16 protein-coding genes and 1 pseudogene are annotated in these 20,126 nt (G+C 70.9%); 10 read left to right on the forward strand and 7 right to left on the reverse strand.

The window, feature by feature from the left end:
- Positions 1–50 precede the first annotated feature (50 nt).
- A complete protein-coding gene (locus tag ACIGNX_RS12980; RefSeq protein ID WP_396539432.1) occupies positions 51–782 on the reverse strand; it encodes an integrase core domain-containing protein in 732 nt (243 codons plus the stop codon).
- A 587-nt stretch (positions 783–1,369) separates the two neighbouring features.
- On the opposite strand from ACIGNX_RS12980, the gene ACIGNX_RS12985 reads away from it, so the two are divergent.
- The 3 genes and pseudogenes from ACIGNX_RS12985 to ACIGNX_RS12995 all read left to right on the forward strand — a co-directional run bounded on the left by ACIGNX_RS12985 (position 1,370) and on the right by ACIGNX_RS12995 (position 5,513).
- Positions 1,370–3,487 (forward strand): IPT/TIG domain-containing protein, encoded by a 2,118-nt coding sequence (locus ACIGNX_RS12985; protein ID WP_396540130.1) that lies wholly within the window; start codon positions 1,370–1,372, stop codon positions 3,485–3,487.
- A gap of 205 nt (positions 3,488–3,692) precedes the next feature.
- Positions 3,693–4,887: pseudogene (locus ACIGNX_RS12990) on the forward strand (transposase family protein); the annotation flags it as partial.
- Positions 4,888–5,027: 140 nt separating this feature from the next.
- On the forward strand, positions 5,028–5,513 hold the full coding sequence (locus ACIGNX_RS12995; RefSeq protein ID WP_396539434.1) for an NUDIX hydrolase: 486 nt from the start codon (positions 5,028–5,030) through the stop codon (positions 5,511–5,513).
- A gap of 295 nt (positions 5,514–5,808) precedes the next feature.
- Here ACIGNX_RS12995 and ACIGNX_RS13000 read toward each other — a convergent pair whose 3' ends face one another.
- The 3 genes from ACIGNX_RS13000 to aspT form a co-directional block, all read right to left on the reverse strand.
- Entirely contained in the window at positions 5,809–7,464 is a 1,656-nt protein-coding gene (locus ACIGNX_RS13000) for a bifunctional aspartate transaminase/aspartate 4-decarboxylase (RefSeq protein WP_396539436.1), read from the reverse strand.
- Positions 7,465–7,484: 20 nt separating this feature from the next.
- The gene (locus tag ACIGNX_RS13005) at positions 7,485–9,194 is read right to left on the reverse strand and encodes an aspartate:alanine exchanger family transporter (protein ID WP_396539438.1); all 1,710 of its coding nucleotides are present in this window, start codon (positions 9,192–9,194) and stop codon (positions 7,485–7,487) included.
- Between the two features lie 104 nt (positions 9,195–9,298).
- Positions 9,299–10,978 carry an aspartate-alanine antiporter gene (gene aspT, locus ACIGNX_RS13010; RefSeq protein ID WP_396539440.1) on the reverse strand — a complete coding sequence of 560 codons (1,680 nt, stop codon included), beginning with the start codon at positions 10,976–10,978 and terminating at the stop codon, positions 9,299–9,301.
- Between the two features lie 442 nt (positions 10,979–11,420).
- On the opposite strand from aspT, the gene ACIGNX_RS13015 reads away from it, so the two are divergent.
- Together ACIGNX_RS13015 and ACIGNX_RS13020 are read left to right on the forward strand one after the other, a co-directional pair.
- On the forward strand, positions 11,421–11,816 hold the full coding sequence (locus tag ACIGNX_RS13015) for a MerR family transcriptional regulator (protein WP_396539442.1): 396 nt from the start codon (positions 11,421–11,423) through the stop codon (positions 11,814–11,816).
- A gap of 106 nt (positions 11,817–11,922) precedes the next feature.
- Positions 11,923–12,846 (forward strand): zinc-binding alcohol dehydrogenase family protein, encoded by a 924-nt coding sequence (locus ACIGNX_RS13020; RefSeq protein WP_396539444.1) that lies wholly within the window; start codon positions 11,923–11,925, stop codon positions 12,844–12,846.
- Between the two features lie 124 nt (positions 12,847–12,970).
- Here ACIGNX_RS13020 and ACIGNX_RS13025 read toward each other — a convergent pair whose 3' ends face one another.
- Positions 12,971–13,654 (reverse strand): hypothetical protein, encoded by a 684-nt coding sequence (locus ACIGNX_RS13025; protein WP_396539446.1) that lies wholly within the window; start codon positions 13,652–13,654, stop codon positions 12,971–12,973.
- 228 nt (positions 13,655–13,882) lie between these two features.
- Positions 13,883–14,074 carry a hypothetical protein gene (locus ACIGNX_RS13030; protein WP_396539448.1) on the reverse strand — a complete coding sequence of 64 codons (192 nt, stop codon included), beginning with the start codon at positions 14,072–14,074 and terminating at the stop codon, positions 13,883–13,885.
- A gap of 253 nt (positions 14,075–14,327) precedes the next feature.
- Here ACIGNX_RS13030 and ACIGNX_RS13035 point away from each other — a divergent pair, with 253 nt between their 5' ends.
- The 5 genes from ACIGNX_RS13035 (at position 14,328) to ACIGNX_RS13055 (ending at position 19,115) form a co-directional block, all read left to right on the forward strand.
- Positions 14,328–15,221, forward strand: a complete 894-nt coding sequence (locus ACIGNX_RS13035) for a helix-turn-helix domain-containing protein (RefSeq protein WP_396539450.1) — start codon at positions 14,328–14,330, stop codon at positions 15,219–15,221.
- A gap of 266 nt (positions 15,222–15,487) precedes the next feature.
- Entirely contained in the window at positions 15,488–16,939 is a 1,452-nt protein-coding gene (locus ACIGNX_RS13040; protein ID WP_396539452.1) for an MFS transporter, read from the forward strand.
- Between the two features lie 43 nt (positions 16,940–16,982).
- Positions 16,983–17,735 (forward strand): alpha/beta hydrolase, encoded by a 753-nt coding sequence (locus ACIGNX_RS13045; RefSeq protein WP_396539454.1) that lies wholly within the window; start codon positions 16,983–16,985, stop codon positions 17,733–17,735.
- On the forward strand, positions 17,732–18,223 hold the full coding sequence (locus ACIGNX_RS13050; RefSeq protein WP_396539456.1) for a hypothetical protein: 492 nt from the start codon (positions 17,732–17,734) through the stop codon (positions 18,221–18,223). The genes ACIGNX_RS13045 and ACIGNX_RS13050 overlap by 4 nt, the downstream gene beginning before the upstream one ends.
- Before the next feature lie 121 nt (positions 18,224–18,344).
- Positions 18,345–19,115 (forward strand): LLM class flavin-dependent oxidoreductase, encoded by a 771-nt coding sequence (locus tag ACIGNX_RS13055; protein WP_396539458.1) that lies wholly within the window; start codon positions 18,345–18,347, stop codon positions 19,113–19,115.
- Positions 19,116–19,254: 139 nt separating this feature from the next.
- Here ACIGNX_RS13055 and ACIGNX_RS13060 read toward each other — a convergent pair whose 3' ends face one another.
- Positions 19,255–19,743: a hypothetical protein gene (locus ACIGNX_RS13060; protein WP_396539460.1), complete on the reverse strand. Its 489-nt coding sequence runs from the start codon at positions 19,741–19,743 to the stop codon at positions 19,255–19,257.
- Positions 19,744–20,126: the final 383 nt, after the last annotated feature.

Consider the following 20,126-nt stretch of genomic DNA (forward strand, 5'->3'; position numbering starts at 1 on the left):
GAACCGCCCTGTGAACCGCCCCGGGTTCGATAAGGACTTGTCGCAGTTGGCTATTCCAGCCGTGTGTGGCGCCGAAGTCGGCCGCATGGCTTGACCCGCGGTTGGGCTGCTGTGGGTTCGTACTCGTTGATCAGGCCGCCGAGGGCTGGTCGGTGGCGTATCGACGTGTAACCCGGCTTGGCGATCGGCTGGTCAGGTCGTGGGGGGAGCTTTAGCGCTTGGTGTGGTCGGCGGTGGTTGTCGTAGGCCGCGTAGCGGGTCGGCACTGTTCGCAGGGGGTGTTCGTTGATGATGAGCGGGCGGTCGGCGACTTCGGGTCGGATGGTGCCGACGAACCGCTCGGCGTAGCGGTTGGCCCGTTGGCACCGTGGTGGGATCTCCACGACCTGGCTGCCTGCCTCGGCGAGGACTGCGTCGAATGAGGCGGTGAACTGGCCGGCTTGGTCTCCGACGAGGAATCGGGTTCGATCATCGCCACGGTGGTGTCGTCGATCGGTGGGCACCCGATCCGGTTCGGGTGGGTCCACTTCTTCGCGACCAGGCGCCGATGCCGTCGAAGGACTGTGGCTGGTGCGCGAATCGGTGTTCGTGCGGCAGCGGCGGGTCGGCGGACCAGTGCGGCGAGCACCGCGCGGTCGGCCCTCTTCGGCCGCGCACGCTGTTCGCGGCGATGGCCGACTGCACGCCGGAGGAGTTGTCGGTCGGTGGGCCGTTGTGGACCCGTCGGACGGTGGTCGGATGAGGCCGCCAGGCAGACGAGGATGTGGTTGGACAGCAGGCACGGGCGGGGTGGGACGGCACGGTGCGGGTTCCCGGGTGGGGGTATCGGGTCTTGGTCGATTGGTGTCCCACCGGGAGCCTCGCCCACTCCGCTCTCGCGATGTGGCCTATGTCGTGACCTGCGACGTCACGATGACAACGGCTCGTGGTCACGGCCACTCCTCGGCATGTCGTAGGCGTTAATCGCGATCTTCTCGCAGTGGTGTTCCCGGCGCTCTACTCACGCGCTGTGTCGGACCCGATTTTTGCGTAATATCGTCACTCGTTCGCCGCTTTCGATCACCCGTCTGCTTTGTCCGATCCGCTTGACGCTTGTTGCGACGCTGCAGAGTATGTAGTCCGACGGCGGACGAATTGGCCAACTGTCCACTGTGTGAGCGATCTTCGCCCAGGCCGGTCGGGAGCGTTCGACGATGTGAACGAGTAGGTGTCAGACGAAGTCCTGGGCAGCGCGTTCGCAAATAATCGGTGGGCGATGCGCGGCTCGGGTGTCGGCTATCCGGTTTCGCGGTCGTGTCCGCATGTCCTGTCATGCCGCGCAGGGTGGTTCGGGGCTGTTGCGGACTTCTTGAGAAGGGTAGATCCAGAAATGAATACCGTACTGTCGCGTGAATTACGTCGCAGACCCGGGTGGCGACGCAGGGTGGCCTTGGCCGCGAGCGTGCCGTTGGTGTCGATGGGTCTGCTCGCCGTGGGCGCGCTGCCCGCCGCGGCGGACGTCACGCACCCATTTGCCTACGTGGCCAACAGCGGCACCAACACGGTGACGGCGTACGACACCGCGACCAACTCCGTCGTCGGCACGATCGTGGTGGGGTCTTCCCCGCTCGAACTCGCCGCCTTGCCGGACGGCTCGCGCGTCTACGTGTCCAGGTACACGGGCGGGGTCGTGGTGATCGACACCGCGACCGCCTCGGTCGTGTCGACGATCACGGTGGGGTCGACCCCCTACGGGCTCGCGGTCACGCCCGACGGGGCCCTTTTGCTGGCGGCCAACAGCGGTTCCGGCACCGTGTCGCTGATCGATACGAACACCAACACGGTGACCGCCACCGTCCCGGTCAGCGCCGGGCCCACCTCGATCGCCATCACCTCCGACGGCGCCACCGCCTACGTGGCCAACGACGCCTCCGGCACCGTCTCGGTGATCGACATCGCCACGACCGCGGTCACCGCCACGATCGGCGTCGGGTTCCAACCGCAGGACGTGGTCGTCACACCCGACGGCTCCACCGCGTACGTCACCCGTTACGGCAACGGCACCGTGGCCGTGATCGACACCTCCACCAACACCGTGACCGGGTCCATCGCCGTAGGCTCCATCCCGGCGGGCGCGGCGATCACCCCCGACGGCAGCCGCGTCTACGTGGCCAACATAGGCTCCGGCTCGGTCTCGGTGATCGACACCGGCACGAACACGGTGACCGCCACCGTCACGGTCGGGACCAGCCCGAGCAGGCTGACCGTCACCCAGGACGGCTCGTCGGTGTTCGTGCCCAACAACGGCTCCTCCTCGGTCTCGGAGATCGACACCGCCACCAACACCGTGATCACGACCTTCCCGGTCGGCTCCGGCCCGTTCGGCGTGGTCACCACAGACGTGGTGCAACCGGGGGTCACCGCGGTCAGCCCGACCTCGGGCCCGCCCTCGGGCGGCACGGCCGTCACCATCACCGGCACCGGCCTGGCCGCCGCCACCGCGGTCAAGTTCGGCACGACCCCGGCGACCTCGTTCACCGTCGTCAACGACACCACCATCACCGCGACCGCACCGGCCCACGCCAGCGGCACGGTCGACGTCACCGTCACCACCCCGACCGGCACCAGCACCACCAGCGCGGCCGACCAGTACACCTACGTCCTGGAAGCCGACCTGTCGGTCAGCGTCGCCGACTCGGCCGACCCGGTGTCGCTGGGCGGCGACCCGTACAGCTACACGGTGACCGTGGCCAACGGCGGCCCCTCCGGCGCGACCGGGGTGTCGATGTCCACCACCCTGTCCGGCTCGGCGGCCACGATCGACTCCGCCACCCCCTCGCAGGGCTCGTGCACCATCAGCGCCCCCACCGTGACCTGCTCGCTCGGCGCGGTCGCGGCCTCCGGCTCGGCCACGGTCACCATCACCGCCACCCCGTCCGCCACCGGCACGGTCACCGCCACCTCCTCGGTGTCGGCCACCGAGTCCGACCCGAGCGCGGGCAACAACACCGACGCCGAGTCCACCACCGTGAACAACGCGCTGGGCTGCACGATCACCGGCACCAGCGGCAACGACACGCTCACCGGCACCAGCGGTGACGACGTCATCTGCGGCCTGGGCGGCAACGACACCATCAACGGGGGCAACGGCAACGACATCGTCTACGCCGGCGCCGGCGACGACACCATCGCCGGTGGCAACGGCAACGACACCCTCTACGGCCAGGCCGGCAACGACACCAGCAAGGGGGAGACCCTTCTCGACAACCTGCTCGGGCTGTTCGACAACGGCAGCGACACCCTCTACGGCGGTCCCGGCAACGACGACCTGCACGGCCAGAACGGCAACGACACCCTCTACGACCACGACGGCACCGACACCATGAACGGCGACCTGGGCAACGACAGCATCAACGTCCAGGACGGCGTCGGTGGCGACACCGCCAACGGCGGCCTCGGCCTCAACACCTGCACCGCCGACGCCGGCGACACCACCTTCCTCTGCTGACCACCACCCATCCCGTCCGCCGCGGAGCACCGGAACGCCGACCGCTCCGCGGCGGGCCGCACCCCGACCAGTCGCGCACGCCGTGCTGCCACGTCCCCGGCGACTGGGCCTGTCGAACGAGTGGCCCTGCCCGTGGTCGGTGGTGCCGCGGAGCGGCTGTTCATGATCATGATTTTGTGATGGATGTCGATCCCCCGTGGCGACGGTGTTATCCGCGCTGTCGGCGCTGGTCGTCAGGACGTGGTGGACGGTGGCGGCATGGTGCTGGTCACGGCCCGTACCCGGGATGCGGCCGTGCCGTGTCCGGGGTGCGGGGCCGCGACGGCGCAGGTGCACGGCTACCACCGTCGGACGCTGAAGGGCGTGCCGGTCGACAGCCGTCGGGTGGTCGTGCACCTGCGCGTGCGGCGGCTGGTCTGCTCGGTCCCGGCTGCCCGGGGCAGACCTTCCGGGAACAGGTTCCCGGCTCCCGAACCGGTGATTCCGCGGGTGATCGGCGTGGACGACTCCGCCCTGCGCCGTCACCGCTGCGCCGCCACCGCTGCGCCACCGTCGTCATCGACGCCGAGGCCGTCCGACGTGCCTGCCCGACGCAGTGCAGGTCAGCGATCGATGGCATCTGTGGCGCAATCCCCGAGACGAGGTCCTGGTCGAGGTCCGCGCGCACGCCGGGTGTTGGCCGCGGTCGCCCGCCCAGCCCGGCGGGGTTCACGAGCAGGCCGTCCGCGAGCGCTGGAACAAGGTCCACGAGCTGCTCGATCAAGGGGTCGGTCTGCTCGACTGCTCGCGGCGCCTCGGCGTGGCCCTGAACACCGCCAAACGCCACGCCCGCATGTCCGAACCCCACACCCCGCGCATCGCCCCGACCTACCGCCCGACGCTGGTCGACCCCTACCGCGAGCATCCGCGCGGCCGACCCCGCGGTCCCGGTCACCCCCTGCTCGCCGAGATCCGGGAGCTGGGTTATGCCGGCAACGCCGACCTGCCGGTCCGCTACCTCAACCAGGGCCGCGCCGAAGGCGACCGCCCCGTCACGCCGGCAGCCTCCTGCTCACCAAATCCGACAACCCGCGCCCGAAGGACGCGGAGCTGTCGAGAAGATCACCGCGGCCTGCCCGGGGATGATCGCGCTCACCGACCTGGTGCGCGGCTTCGCCGCCCTGCTGACACCGGCCGCGGGCAACGACGCGAAGCCCACCGAGTGGATCGCGGAGGCCCGCGCCGTCGACTTGCCGTACGCGCAGCCTCACCAACGGTCCGGAGATCGATCGGTCCATCGTGGATTCTTCACTTTCCTGCCCTGCCACAACGGCCGCGCCGAAGGCGTCAATACGCGCACCACAAGGATCATGGGGTGGATGCGCGGACGCGCCGGATTCGACCTCCTCCACCACCGCATCCCCTACCCTGACAGGCACACGGCATCACCACCGACTACGAGTCAGAACCGCTCGTTCGACAAACCCCCTCACGTCTACAACGTCGCCTGTCGGGCGCCTTCAGCGTGCACCTGGCTCATTGTCGCGGTTGCATGGTCCTCATGGCTTCGCTCCCGGTCCGCGATCGTGCGGGTAACAGGTTGACGGGGTTCCGGGTCGTCACGGACTCGGAGTTGGGGCGCTTGGGCGACCGGGTGGTCGTTGCGGCGTCCGTGGTCGTGGTGGAGCACGCGGGTGCCGTGCTCATGGTGTTCGACGGTTGGCGGAGGCAGTGGGAACTTCCGGGAGGGTCGCGCGAGCCGGGCGAGACGTCGCGTCAGGCCGCGGTCCGGGAGTTGCGCGAGGAGACGGGCATCGACGGAGTGCAGATGGTCGGCGTCGCGGTGGCCGAGTTCGATCTCGTCGACCCCGATCGCCACGAGTTCCTCGCCGTCTACCGGGTCCGGCTCCGGGCCTTGCCCTCACTGCTGGTCAACGACGAGGTGCTCGACTTCCTGTGGTGGTCGCCGTCCGGTCCCGTCGGTGAGGACATGAGCCCACTCGACGCCGAGATCGCCAGGCGTGTCGTCCACACCCCGACCGGGTGAAACGACCTGTCGGGTGCCAATGGTCGGGCGCAGTCGCTTGACCTGCGGTCAAGTGGCTGCGGGTTCGCACTCGTTGCTCAGGCCGCCGAGGACTGGTCGGCGGCGTATCGAGGCGCGCCCGTGCTCCGGGATCGGGTGCTCCGGCTGTGGTGGCGCGAGTCGCGGTGCTCGGTGTGGTCGGCGGTGGTCGCACCGAGGGGGCGGTCGGGTGTGCGGTGGCGGCGAGGATGCGGACCGACGTCACAGCGGATGGCGGTCGTGCCCGCGAACGCTCGGTCGACGGACCCGCCGGCGGTCACCTGGCGGTCGACTCCTGCCATTCGTTCAGGTACTCGCGGAAGACCAGGTTCAGGTAGTGGCCGATCCTCAGGTAGTCCAGGTCCTCCAGGTTGGCCAGGGAGACGCGCACGGACCACTCGGGGCCGTCGAACCCACCGCCGTTGAGCAGGACCACCGAGGTCTGCTCGGCGAGCCGGAACAGGGGATCGATCGGCTCGTAGGTCGCCTGGAGGTACTCGGCGAACGCCGGGCCGTGCAGGCGCTCGGCTTCGGCGAGGATGTCCAGTTCGATGTAGTAGGCGGCGCGGTGGGGGTCGTCGGTGATCCGCATCTGGGAGCCCTCGAGCAGCAGGTCCAGCCGGCGATTCACGATCTCGCGGACCTGGTGCTTGTACTCCTGCCCCGCTTCCTGGAGCGCGTACAGCGAGAACAGCGTCATCTGCACCTGCTGCGGTGTGCTCAGGCCCGCGGTGTGGTTGAGCGCGACCCGGCGGGAGTCGGCGACGATCCGGTCGATGAAGCGGAGCTCGTCCGGTTCCAGCGTCAGCGTGCCGTAGCGCTGCCGCAGCCGGTCGCGCTCGGCGTCGGGCAGGTTCGCGATCTGCTCGTCGTAGATGTTGTCGTCGTGCAGGCCGATGACGCCCAGCCGCCAGCCGGTCGCGCCGTAGTGCTTGGAGTAGGAGTAGACGAGCAGCGTGTTGCGCGGCAGGTCGGCGGCCAGGCTGCGGAAGCCCTCGACGAACGTGCCGTAGACGTCGTCGGTGACGATCATCAGGTTCGGGTTGTGGGTCGCGACGACCTGCTGGATCTCCTTGCGCACCACGTCCGAGAGCGCCAGCGACGGCGGGTTGCTCGGGTTGACCAGGCAGACGAGCTTCACCGACGGGTCGGCCAGCTTGGCGATCTCCCGGGACGGGTAGCGCCATTCCCGCACGCCGGTGTCGCTGAACTTGTCGGCCTGCACCAGGACCAGCTCGAGGCCGTAGGTGTCGAGCACCGGGATCTCGATGTACGGGGTGAAGATCGGCACCATCAGCGCGACCCGGTCCCCCCGCTTCAGCAGGCCGTTGGCCATGAGCGAGTCGAAGATGTAGCACATGGCCGCCGTGCCGCCCTCGGTGGCGAACAGGCTCAGCGCCTGCCCTTCCGGGGCGTGCCCGTCGAAGAGCTCTTCCCGCAAGTACCGGACGACCACCTGCTCGCCGCAGCGCAGCATCCGGTCCGGCACGGGGTAGTTGTCGGCGGTGATGCCGTCGGCCAGCTCGTGCACCCAGGTGTCGGGGTCGAACCCGAACTCCTCGACGCCCAGGTCCACCGCCCGCCGCAGCTCCGCCATGCCCGGCAACCCCGGGTTGGCCAGCGCGTAGTCGGTGAACCGCGCGGCGATGCCACCCTTGGCGGGCATGCCCGCCAGGTCGCCCGCCGTCCACACGCGACGGCTCTCGGCCATCGCGAACGCCCCCAGGGCGTGGAACGCCTCTCGCGGGGCGGCCGCCGTCCAGTTCGGGTTGCCGCGTCCGGCGTTGAGCATCAGGTTGTTGGCCCGCCGCTTCTGCACGGGCTGCTCGGCGAGCCGTCGCTCGGCGAGGGCGATGAACCGCTCCTTCAGCTCGAACGGGCTCAACTGCGCGTACCGCCGCAGTTCCGCGTGGCTGTGGGCGGACTCGGTCATGGCCGCTGCCTCTCTGTGCGTCAGTGCCGGAGGATGACGATCACCGCGCCCCACACGGTGAGCAGCACGTTGCCCACGGCGTAGGGGATCGTGTAGCCGAGGGTGGGGATCTGGCTGCGGGCGGACTCGTTGATCGCCCCGATGGCGGCCGTCGTCGTCTGCGCGCCCGCGAGGACGCCCAGCAGGACGGGCAGCCGCATCTTGAGCACCCACCACCCGGCGGCGAAGCCCACCAGCAGCGGGACCACGGTCGCGACCGCGCCGAACCCGAGCAGCCCCCACCCGGCCTGGGCCAGGCCGCCGGCGAAACCGGGACCGGCGTCGATGCCGACCACCGCGACGAACAGGCACAGCCCGAAGGTGTCCATGAACCACTGCGCGCCGGGTGGCACGTTGCCGAACGTCGGATACTTGCCGCGCAGCCAGCCGAAGACCAGGCCCATGATGAGCGCGCCGCCCGACGTGGACAGGCTGATCGGCACCCCGCTCAGCGTCAGCGCTGGAATCCCGAGGCAACCGCCGAGGAACACCCCCAGCGACACCCAGGTCATGTCGGTGGCGAAGCTCGTGCGGACCGGCGTGCCGATGGCCCGGGCCGCGGGCTCGACCAGCCGCTTGGGTCCGGTGAGCACCACGGTGTCGCCGCGCTCGACCTCCGTGCCGAGCCGGAACGGGAACTCCGAGCCGGACCGGTAGAGCTTGTCGACGTAGACGCCCGCCATGAACGGCTCTTTGCGCAGTTCGGCGATGCTCTTGTGGAGTTGGTCGCGGTTGTGGACCACCACGTGCAGGTGCTCGGTCTCGTAGCCGAGCAGCGCGACGTCGTCGGTCTCGGGGCCGATCTCGTCCTCGGGGTCGAAGCCGACCAGGTCGCCGCGCAGGGCGCTGACCGCGACCACATCGCCCCGGGTGAGGACGGTGTCCTGGCTCTGCTCCAGCAGCCTCCCGTCCCGGCGCACCCTGGTGATGTAGATCCGTCGGCCCTGCTCGGCCTGCTCCCGCTCGAACGCGTCGATCGTCCTGCCCGCCACCGCCGTGCTGGTCAGCTCGTAGGCCCGCAGCACGACCTCGTAGTAGCCGTGGCCGAGGTCCGGGTCCTCGGAGTGGACGTCCATCTCCTCGGCCAGGTCCGCGCTCTCCCGGGCGAGATCCCTGCGCAGCAGCCGGGGGAGCACGTTGGCCAGCAGCAGGGCGGCCAGGATGGTGCCGAGCGGGTAGGTGACCGCGTACCCGACCGCCACCAGGTTCGCCTGCTCCGCGGCCTGCTCGGGGGACAGACCCGGCAGGTTGCCGATGGCGTCCCCGGCCACGCCGATCACCGCCGACTGGGTGAGCGCACCGCCCAGCAGACCGGCGGACAGCCCGGGGCCGTAGCCGAGCAGCGAGGTGAACAGCCAGCAGACCAGCAGGCCCGACCCGCACACGACGAGCGCGAGGAGCACCTGGGGCAGGCCGTCGGAGCGCAGTCCTCTGAAGAACTGCGGGCCGACCCGGTAACCCAGGGCGAACAGGAAGAGGACGAAGAACAGCGACTTGACCGTGCCGTTGACCTCGACCTCGAACAACCAGCCGAAGACGAGCCCGGACAGCAGGCACCCCGTGACGGACCCGAGCGCGATCGCGCGGTGGTGGAGCCTGCCGACGAGGAAGCCGAAAGCCACGACGAGGAAGACGAGCAGCTCCGGGTAAGGCCCGAAGACCTTGTCCTTCAGCAGGTCCACAACGACCACGCTCGCACATCGTCGTCGGTTCCGCGGGTGGGGAACAGCCGGATCACCCGTCAGTGGGGATGAGCGGACCGGGCCGTTCCCCGGCGGCACGCGCCGTGGCGCGGTCAGGCGCCGACGAGGCCGACCACGACCGGTCCCGTCAGCGGCAGCAGGATGCTGGAGAGCGCGTAGGTGATGGTGTAGCCGATGAGCGGCACGGAGTTGCCCGCCGCCGCGGTGACCGACGAGATCGCGGGCGTGCTGCACTGCTGCCCGGCGATGGCACCCATCAGGATCGGCGTCTCGATCTTGAGCAGCCGGTGCCCCACGAAGAGCGAGAGCAGGGCCGGGACGAGGACCATCCCGATCCCGGCCAGTGGCAGCAGCAGCCCGTACCGGACCAGCATCGGCCCGGCCTGCGGCGCGGCGGCCAGCCCGGTCGCGGCGATGAAGGTGGCCAGTCCGAGGTCCTTCATGACGGTGGCCGCGGCGGGAGGGATGTTGCCGATCGCCTTGTGCCGGGAGCGGAACCAGCCGAAGACCAGTCCCGCCACCAGCGCGCCGCCGCCGGTACCCAGCGAGAGCGGGACGTCGCCGACGCGCAGGGTCAGCTTGCCGATCAGCATGCCCAGGGTGACACCGAGCCCCAGGTAGATGAAATCCGTCCCGACGCCGCGCGGAACCGCGTAGCCGAGGCTCTTGGTCACCCGGTCGACGTCCGGGGTCGCGCCGACGACGTCCAGCGAGTCGCCCCGCCGCAGCGCCGTGCCGTCGACCACCGGGAGGCGCTTCTCCCCGCGCAGCAGCCCGACGACGAAGACCCCGTGGCTCGGCGCGCTCCGCTCCGCCCGGAACTCGCCCACGGTGGTGTGGTCCACGTCCTTCGAGGTCACCACGATCTCGCGGCTCTCCAGCGTCACCGGACCGCCGTCGACGGTGGCCTCCTCGCGGCCGAGCGCCGACTCCGCGTCGACGAGGGCCTCCCGCCTGCCGACCACCAGCACCACGTCGTCCTCCTCCAGGCGCAGGTCCGGCGCGACCGGGACCGGCTGCCCGCCCCGCACGACCCGCTCCACCGCGCCGCGCCCGGGCAGCGCCGCCTCCACCTCGGCCAGCGTGCGCCCCGCGGCCGGGCCGATCCGGTAGCTGCGGCCGACGACGGCGGGCATGGCGGGGGACAACCCCTCCTGGTCGCCGCCCCCGCCCATCCGCTTGAGCAGGTCGGCCGCCGACTCGCGCAGGTCCACCCGCAGCAGCGCCGGGCCGATCCCGCTGGTGAACAGCACGATCGTCACCAGGCCGAACAGGTAGCAGACGGTGTAGGCGGTGGCGACCTGCCCCTGCTGGGCGACGACCTCCTCGGCGGGCAGCCCCAGTTTCCCGATCGCCTCCGACGCCGTCCCGACCACCGCCGACTCCGTCGCCGACCCGGCCAGGATGCCCGACGCCACCCCGACCCCGAGGTCCATCACGCCCGCCAGCACCAGCACGATGGCCACCACGGTCACCGTTTCGACGAACGACAGCACCCCGATCTTGAGCCCGGACCGGTTGAAGTTGCCGAAGAACTGAGGACCGCCGGTGTAGCCGAGCGCGAAGATGAACAACGCGAAGGCGATGTTCTTCACCTGGTCGTTCACCGTGACGTCGAGCTGACCCACCACCATCGCCACGATCAGCGTGCCGCAGATGCCGCCCAGCTGGATCGGCCCCACCCGCATCTTGCCGACGGTGTAGCCGAGCGCCAGGCACACGAAGAGGGCGATCTCCGGGGTGGCCTGCAACAGCGATCTCACCCAGTCCATGTGGCCCTGCCCTTCCCGGCGACGGTCAGCACAGCCTCGACAGCCCCCGGCCCGCCCGCAGCGCGAGGTCGGCCACTTCACCCTTGCGGGCCCCCGGGTGCTTGCCCAGCCGTAGCGGACGTGCTGTCCGGTTGCGGTGTTGTCGTGGGGGCCTCGCGTGGAGCGTGGCGGGCAAGACGCCGCATCGGCGTCGGGCGTGAGCTGTCCGAGGCGATGGTGGGGACCTGCGGGGTTCCAAGACGGCCACACCATCTGAACTGGGCGGTGTCAACGGCCGGCCACAGGGTCTGACCTGCGGTGAGGCGGCTGTGTGCTCGTACTCGTTGATCAGGCAGCCGAGGACTGGTTGGCGGCGTGTCGAGGTCGGGCCCGGATCGTCGCAGCCAAGCCCCCGACGCGGAGTTCCGGAACCCCTCAGGACCGCGGGCGTAGGCTCTTCGGGATGCGGATCGGCGAGCTGTCCAAGCGCACGGGCGTGAGTCCGCGCTCACTGCGGTACTACGAGGAGCAGGGTCTGCTGACCAGTTCGCGCTCCGGCGCCGGGCAGCGGCACTACCCCGATGCCGCGGTGCAGCGGGTGTCGCTCATCCGGCAGTTGTTCGAGGCGGGTATGTCCAGCCGCGTGATCGCGACCGTGCTGCCGTGCGTGGACCTCCCTGACGACCTGGACGTCGCCGAGGAGACGTTCACGGCGATGACGCGCGAGCGCGAGCGGATCGACGCCGAGATCGCGCACCTCACCGAGGCCCGGGAAGCGCTCGACGTGCTGATCAAGGCCAACAGCCGGCACCGGGCGGAGCTGTCCACGGCACCGGAACCGGTGGCGCGGTCGGCTTGATGCTGTGACCCGCGCCTCAGCCGGTTGCCCCTGACACCGGTGGCAGCGGTGAGGATGGCCGCGGAGCCCGGGACCACCGGGCCGGTCACCCGGAAGGCGGCGGAAGATGGGGCAGGCGTGGGGTTTCGGCAGGTACGGCGGGCCCGAGGTGCAGGAGCTCTTCGATCGTCCCGATCCCGTCCCCGGTCGCGGCGAGGTGCTGATCCGGGTCGACGTCGCCGGCGTGAACCCCCTCGACCACATGGTGCGCTCGGGTCTGGTCCCCGGGCTCGACGGAGGGCGTCCGTTTCCCCGCGTGCTGGGCATGGAGGCGGCCGGAACCGTTCTCGCCCTGGGCGAGGACGTCGACGGGCTGGAGGTGGGTGACGCGGTGTTCGGCTTCGCGCTCACCGGTGGCGGTACCTACGCCGAGACGACGGTGCTGTCCGCGCCGAACACCGCGCGCATCCCGGCGGGCCTGTCCGCGACCGCGGCGGCGACGCTGCCGGTGGCCGGGACGACCGCGGTGGACGCGCTCGACCAGCTCGGCCTCCCGGCCGGTGCCACGGTCCTGGTCAACGGGGTGGGGGGCGGGGTCGGCCTGGCCGTCGCACGGCTGGCCGCCAGGCGCGGGCTGCGGGTGATCGGCACCGGGAGCACCGCCAAGCGCGAGGCCGCCGAGGCCGCGGGCGTGCGGTTCCTCGACTACACCGCCGAGGACGTCGTCGCCGCGGCGCGCGAGCTGGTTCCCGGCGGTGTCGACGGGATCGTCGACCTGGTCGGGGGCACGTCGCTGCGGACGGTCGCCCCGCTGGCCCGGAACCCCCGCGACGTCATCGCCGTGGGCGACATGTCGGTGCCCGATCTCGGTGGGCGCTTCGTCGAGCGCCGCCTCGACCGCGAGAACCTGGAGCGGTCCGCCCGGCTGGCCCTCGACGGAGCCCTCGCGCCCGTGATCACCGCGGTCCACCCGCTCTCAGACGCCCCGGCCGCCCTCGCCACCGTCGAGAACGGCCACACCTCGGGCAAGGTCGTCATCGAGGTGGCATGAGACGTGCCCGGCCACCGCTGCCACCACCGTCCACTGTGGACGGACGGCAAACCTCGTGGCCGGGGCCGTGCGGATCGCCCGAACCTCGAACGACGACTACCTCGACCACCACGCCCGTGCCGAGTCAGGGGGCCACGAGCACGTCGACCAGCGCCTGCCCCACGGTGTGCGCGGTCGGTGAGCCCAGCCGGTCCCTGCGGACGTGCTCGACGCTGGTCAACCGCATCAGCTTCCGGCCCTCGGCGAAGAACGCCGCGCAGTCCCAGAGCACCTCGACGTCGCCGGTCAGGTGCTCCTCGACCGTCTCGGTGTAGTCGATCGCGCCCCGTCGCACGCAGTAGCCGTAACGGTCGTCGATCATGGGTTTCGTCGAGGGCAACGAGTAGTCGCGGTAGGCCTGCCGGTTCAGCCACGTCGGGTCCTGCTGGTTGGGGTAGCACTTGCTGACCGCGCGGGCCTGCTTGACCGCGTCCCGAGCGGTGATCCCGTCGTAGACCGCGCTGTAGAGGCTGTACGGGATCGTGGTCCCGTCCGGGGCGGTCCACTGCCACCGCTGGGTCCGGCCTGCCGTCGCCGGGGTCGCCGCCGCCAGCTCCGGCACCGCCGCCGGATCCGGGCACGACACCAACGGCTGCACCCCGACCTCGGGTTGGCCCGTCGGTACCAGACCCGCCGCGGCCGTGACCTGGTCCGGCAGTACCAGCTTCTCCACCGTCGCCACCGCGATCGCCGCCTTGTCCTCCACCGGTGTCGGCGCCGGACCCGCCTGCGCCGAACATCCCGCCACCAGCACGGAGGCACACGCCACCGCCACCACACCACGCACGACAACCCCCACGGTCCCCACTGATCTGATCACTGTACGCAACCGGCACTCCAGCACGGCCGGGGGATCGGCTTCTCCCGGCTCGGGCGACGGTGAACACGCGAGGTGCGCCTGTTCTCCTGTGGCCTGGTCGTCGAGACTTCGAAATGATCACGAAGGCACCACCCGTGCGCGGGTGAAGTGGGCCGCACGATGTCAAGGCCCCCTTCCTCACCGCCGCACGGTCAGGTCCACGTCCGGCCTGATGCCGAAGGCGTCGAACGTCTCGTCGAGCATCTGCCGGTGCTGCCCGGTGGACAGCACGACCGGGGAGAAGCGGGGATCCGCTCGCAGTGCGCGGATGCCCGGCGCGCACTTGATGGCCTCGGGACGGGTACCGAGGACTACGGCTGTGGAGCGCACGGCGTCCCTTCGACGTGAATTCGTTGGGTGAAGAGCACTGGCTCGAATTCCCGCAACGATGTGCGATCGGTGATCCGATATCAAGACGCGATCGGTGCCGATCGGAACGGTGTTCAACCGAAGATTCATCGACAGTTGCACGCGGCGCCATCAGGGCTACGCGGTGCTATGCGTGGCCGGCGGTGCGGTGGGTGGTACTGACAGGGTCAGGTTCACGGCTCCCGACCGGGTTCCGATGCGGGACCATGGGGCCATGGACACGGAGTTGGGTGACTTCCTGCGCTCCCGTCGAGGCGGCCTGCGGCCGGAGGAGCTAGGCCTGGCCTCCTACGGCAGTCGCCGCGTGCCCGGCTTGCGACGCGAGGAGCTGGCGCAGTTGGCCGGGGTCAGCGTGACCTACTACACCCGCCTGGAGCAGGGCCAGAGCCAGAACGTCTCGGACAACGTGCTCGACGCCATCGCCCGGGCGCTGCGGTTGACCGACGATGAGATCGATCACCTGCGTGACCTGGCCAAACCCACTCGTCGCAAGCGGGCCAACCCCGCGCGGGCGGAGGCGGTGCGACCCTCGACGGCACAGCTGATCGGCGCGATGGAGGGCGTGGCCGTGGTGGCGATGGACCGCCGCAGCGACGTGCTGGCCTGGAACGCCCTGGGCCACCAGCTGCTGGCACCGCACTTCGCCGCGGACAGCCCGGGTTCCGCCGCGCAGCGGCCCAACCTCACCAGGATGCTGTTCCTCGACCAGGCCACCCGCGACCTGTACGTCAACTGGGAGGACGAGGCCCGGCGTTCGGTGGCCTCGTTGCGCCTGGTCGCCGGCCGCCACCCGGATGACCGCCACCTGGCCGAGCTGATCGGCGAGCTGTGCATGAAGAGCCGATTCTTCGCGACGCTGTGGTCGCGCCACCCGGTGCTCAACTGCACGTTCGGCGTGAAGTACTTCGCCCATCCCCAGGTGGGCCGATTGGAATTGCGTTTCGAAGTCGTGCAGATGCCCGACAATTCTGCGCACCGAATGCTGATGTACGCCGCGGAACCGGGGACGCCGGCCGAGGCGGCGCTGCGCCTGCTGGGCCGCGGTCCGGTGGACGAGCCGTCCGAGTCGATCCCCGGCGTGGTCGAGCGCTCGCACCGCGAACGCTGACGCGAACCGGGCCGGCACCGCGGGAACACCTCGGCATCGCCTTCGGGTGTTGCTCGCCGGCACGGCACCTCTTCGACGCCGAGCCTGCGCCGGACTCGAACTCTCCCGTTACCGAGTAGACCTGCTCATGGTCGTCAGCGTCCGCCGATCGCGCCTGTCCCCGGCAGTGCTACCCACGTCAGTGGTCGGCACACCAGGGTCCTGGTTGGCGGCGACCCTCGGCGACACCGTGGTTCCCACACCACCACGCGTGAAGGGACACCGCGATGTCAACGGTCGAGAACACCGGGAGCCCGGTGGTCGGGGTCTCACCACCGGTCGGGCGGATGGACGGTCGCCGGCGGCTGATCCTCGTCCTGCTGCTCACCGCGAGCTTCACGCTGGCGGTGGACTTCTCCATCCTCAACGTGGCGCTGCCCGCGATCGGTGCCGAGGTCGGGTTCTCCCTCGAGAACCTCCAGTGGATCGCCACGGCGTTCGCGCTGTGCGCGGCCGGGTTCACCCTCCTGTTCGGGCGCGTCGCGGACCTGTTCGGTCGGCGCAGGCTCTTCCTGGCGGGCATGGCCCTGCTCGGGGTCGCCTCGCTGGCGGGCGGCCTCGCCCAGGACCCGGCGCTGCTGCTGGTCGCCCGCGTCGCCCAGGGCCTGGCCACCGCCGCGGTCACCCCCGCCGCGCTGTCGCTGCTGACCACCTCGTTCCCCGAAGGCGGGCTGCGCGACAGGGCGCTGGGCCTCAACGGTGCGCTGATGGCCGCCGGGTTCACCACCGGCGCGATCCTCGGCGGTCTGCTCACCGACCTGCTCAGCTGGCGGTGGGCGTTCCTGATCAACGTGCCGGTCGCCGTGCTGGTCCTGGTCGTCGCGCCGATCGTGGTGCGCGAGAGCCGCCCCGCCGGGCGCGTCCGGCTGGACCTGCCGGGCGCGCTGACCGTCACCCTCGGCCTGCTCGCCATCGTGTTCGGGCTGACGCAGGCAGGTGAGCACTCCTGGACCAACCCGGTCGCCCTGGGCGCGCTCGCGGTGGGCGTGGTGCTGCTGGTGGTGTTCTGGGCGGTGGAGAAGCGCGTCGCGCAGCCGCTGGTGCCGGTGGCGATCCTGGGTCGGCGCAACGTCGGCTGGGGCAATCTCGCGGGCCTGCTGGCGTTCATCACCGAGACCTCGCTGGTGTTCCTGCTGACCCTGTACCTGCAGAAGGTGCTCGGCTTCACGCCGCTGTCGGCCGGGCTGTCGTTCGCCGTGCTGGGCATCGGCACGGTGCTCGGCGGCGTGGTCGCGCCCAAGGTCATCGGCAAGGTGGGGTCCAGGAACGCCATCATCGCCGGGTTCGCGTTCCAGGCCGCCTCGACGCTGCCCCTGGCGCTGCTGGGGCCGGGCTCCGGCTGGATGCCGCTGCTGCTGGTCCTCACCTTCACCGGCGGCGTGGCGAACCTGATCGCCATCGTCGGTTTCATGGTGACCGCGACGTCCGGCCTGCCCGACGCCGAGCAGGGCCTCGCGACCGGCCTGGCCACGATGAGCCAGCAGGTCGGCATCGCGATGGGCATCCCGATCATGAGCGCCATCGCCGCGGCCCGCGTCAACGCCCTCGGTGGGGAGAGCCCGTCGTCGGTACTCACCGGGGTCAGCACCGCCATCTGGGTCAACACCGCCCTCTGCGTCCTGGCGGCCGTGCTGATCGCGGCGTTCCTGAGGACGCGCGCCACGCGGGAGGTGTCGTGACCCCCTTGCGGAGTGGGACAACACGGTCGTCGCGGGCAGGCCGGTGCGGGTGTTCCGCCCGTCCGAGGGCCGGCGGGGGACCCTGGTCCGGGCGCACGGCGGCAGCTGGACCGGTGGTTCGGTGGCCGGGTGGCACGACCCGTGCGCCGACCTGGCCGGGTTGAGCGGTTGGAACGTGATCAGCGTCGGCTACCGCGTGGCACCCGCCCACCCCCACCCGGCCGCGCTGCGCGACGTGGCCGCCGTGGTGGAGTGGGCGACCACGCGGATCGGTGGGCTCGTCGCCGTCGGCGGGAACAGCGCCGGCGCGACCATCGCCACGAGCGTGGCCCTGGCCCTGCGCGGCCGCGGCCACGCCCCGGTCGCGCAACTGCCGGCCCACCCGCCGCTGGACCCCGAGTGCCGGGCGGCCTCCTACGGGCGCGGCGACTTCCCCACCCGGACCGACCTGCGCAACTCCTGGCGCGCCTACCTGGGCCGGACGCCCGTACTCGACCCGCCGGCGACCCCCTGGCACACCGACGACCTGACCGGGCTGCCCTTCTCGGTCCTGCTCGTCGGCGACGCCGACCCCGTCGTCGACGACGTGCGGGACTACGCCGCCCGGCTCGTCGAGGCCGGTGTGCCGACCCGGCTGCACGAGTTCGAGCACATGGGGCACGGCGAGTTCCTGCGCGCCGGCGACAGCCGCCTGCGCGCGGCCCTCGGACAGGCCCTGCGGGACATCTCCGCGCGCGACACCGCTCGCGGCGGCACCCGCCACCACGGCACCGCACCGACCAAGGAGTTCCCGTGACCGTCGTTCACCACCACGCCCTGCTGCGGCACTTCGCGGACCTGCGCGACGGCGACCACGGGAACGGCGCGGTGACCAGGCAGCAGAAGGAAGCGCTGTTCGCCACCACGGTGGACCTGCTCGACCCGGTCGCGCGCCGCGTCCTGGTCGAGCTCAACGCGGAACTGCTGCTGGACACCGGCACCGTCTCCGCCACCGGCCTGATCGACGCGTCCGACGGCGGCGTCCACGCCCTGTGGACGCTGTCGTGGGCCGAGCAGGCCGCCGCGGGCGTGGCGCCGGTCGTGCTGCGCGCCCACTACGGCAGCGGGTTCCACCACCCGCACCTCAGCGGCGGCACGGTCGGCGAGTGGCCGCTCAACGTGTTCGACGCCGAGCAGGCCGAGGCGGAGGCACCGACCCTGCGCGCCATCGCGTCGGCCGACCTGCACAACCTCGTGTTCCAGGCGGACTACCGGATCGTGCCCGCCACCCTGGCGGGGAGGTAGTCGCGATGCTGCTGTCGGTCCTGGACCAGTCCCCGGTGCCCGAGGGCGGCACCCGCGCCGAAGCGCTCAGGGCCACCGTCGCCCTGGCGGTCACGGCCGAGGGGCTCGGCTACCACCCTGGGTGGCCGAGCACCACGGTTCGGCGGCCTTCGCCGGCACCGCGCCGGAGATCGTCGCGGGCGGGGTGCCGGCGGCCACGTCGTCACTGCGCGTCGGCAGCGGCGGCGTGCTGCTGCCCCGGTACCGGCCGGAGAAGGTCGCCGAGGTGTTCACCGTCCTGTGCGCCCTGCACCCCGGCCGGGTGGACCTGGGTGTGGGCAGGGCCGGTGGCCCCGCGCACGACTTCCCGCACAGAGTGGTGGAACTGCTGAGGCGACTGCCCGACGGGCCACCGGTGTGGCTGCTCGGCGCGAGCCCCGGATCGGCGGACCTGGCCGCGGACCTGGGCACCGCCTACTGCTTCGCGCACTTCCTCAACCCGGGACCGGGCGTGGCGGCGATGGCCCGCTACCGCACGGCCGCGCAGCCTCGCGGTGCGGTCGCCGTGCGGGTGGTGGTGGCCGACACCGAGGTCGGGGCGCGGCGGCTCGCCGAAGCGCTCCTGCTGTGGCGCGCTCGCCGCGACCTCGGCATCGACGAGCCGCTACCCGACCCGGACCGGGTCGCCGCGCACGCGTGGTCCGAGCCGGAGCGCGTCCGCGCCGCGGTGGACGCCCACGCGTTGGTCAGCGGCACCCCCGAACAGGTCCGCGCCGACCTGGTGGAGTTGGCGCACCGGCACGGGGTCGACGAACTGGTGGTGAACACGCCGACCCACGACCCGGCCGACCGCTTGCGGTCATACCGGTTGCTCGCCGAGGCCATGGCCGACGCGCCCGTCTCCACCGGTTGACGGCGGGACGTTCGAGGCGGAGCTCGTCAGGCGTGGCCCACCGACGCCGGGAGCGGAAAACCTTCGTCCACGGACGCGACGAGCACCTCTTCTTGCCGGGGCCGGCCGCGGTGGCCCTGCACCTTGCGGGGCACGGGAGTCACAGCACCTCAGGTCCCGACCGGCGGCCGAGGCGGCCGAGGAAGCCCAGCACCTTGATCAGGACGACGAGGACCGCGATGATGCCGACCACCCACCCCAGGACGTCGCCGAAGTCGGTGTCCTCGTTGGGGTTCGGGTCGAGTTGGCGGGGGCCGAACTCCTCCAGCATCTGGTCCTTCGTGATGAAGCCTCCGGCGTCGTTGAGAGTCACGACGACCTCGTCCACTTCCTCCGGGTACGTGTGCCAGACGAGGCGGGCGATCTCGGTGCCGTCGTCGGTGGCCGGGGTCTTGTAGGCCGTGATCTGCACCGTGTCGTACCCGAAGGCGCTGATGGAGTGCCCGACCCAGACCCGGGTGTAGCCCGCGCCCTCGATGCGGGACCCGAGTTCGTCCATCGCCGCGCCCGAGACGCACCCGGCGGTCGGGAGGAGGCAGAGCAGCGCGCCGAGCAACAGCGGCAGTCGCGCACGAGTCGAATTCCTCACGTGGCTCCTTCGATTCTTCGTCGAAGCGCAGCGATGAGCGGTGACGTGACACCTGGCCTTGCGAATGGGCACTTCACTCTACTGTTGACGGGCTGCCCCAGGTAGCGATGTGGAGGTATTCCAAAGCCAATCGACTACGAGGCGTCCGGATCGCCCGCTTCCGGAGTCCGGTGGAGCGCTGTTCTGGACCACTGCGGACATCCGGTACAGCGTCGACGTCTCACACCGGTCTTCGTCAGCCGCCGCGGCGCTGACGGTAGGACTTCGCCCGGCCATACCGACGGTGTGATTTGTCATCAAAGGCCCTACGCCGGTCGATCGATTGTGGTTGCCTGGAAACGGGTCGGGGGACACCGTTGTGGGGGCTTGAGATGAGCGACGAC

Source organism: Actinosynnema sp. NPDC053489 (assembly GCF_044544865.1).
GTDB lineage: Bacteria > Actinomycetota > Actinomycetes > Mycobacteriales > Pseudonocardiaceae > Actinosynnema.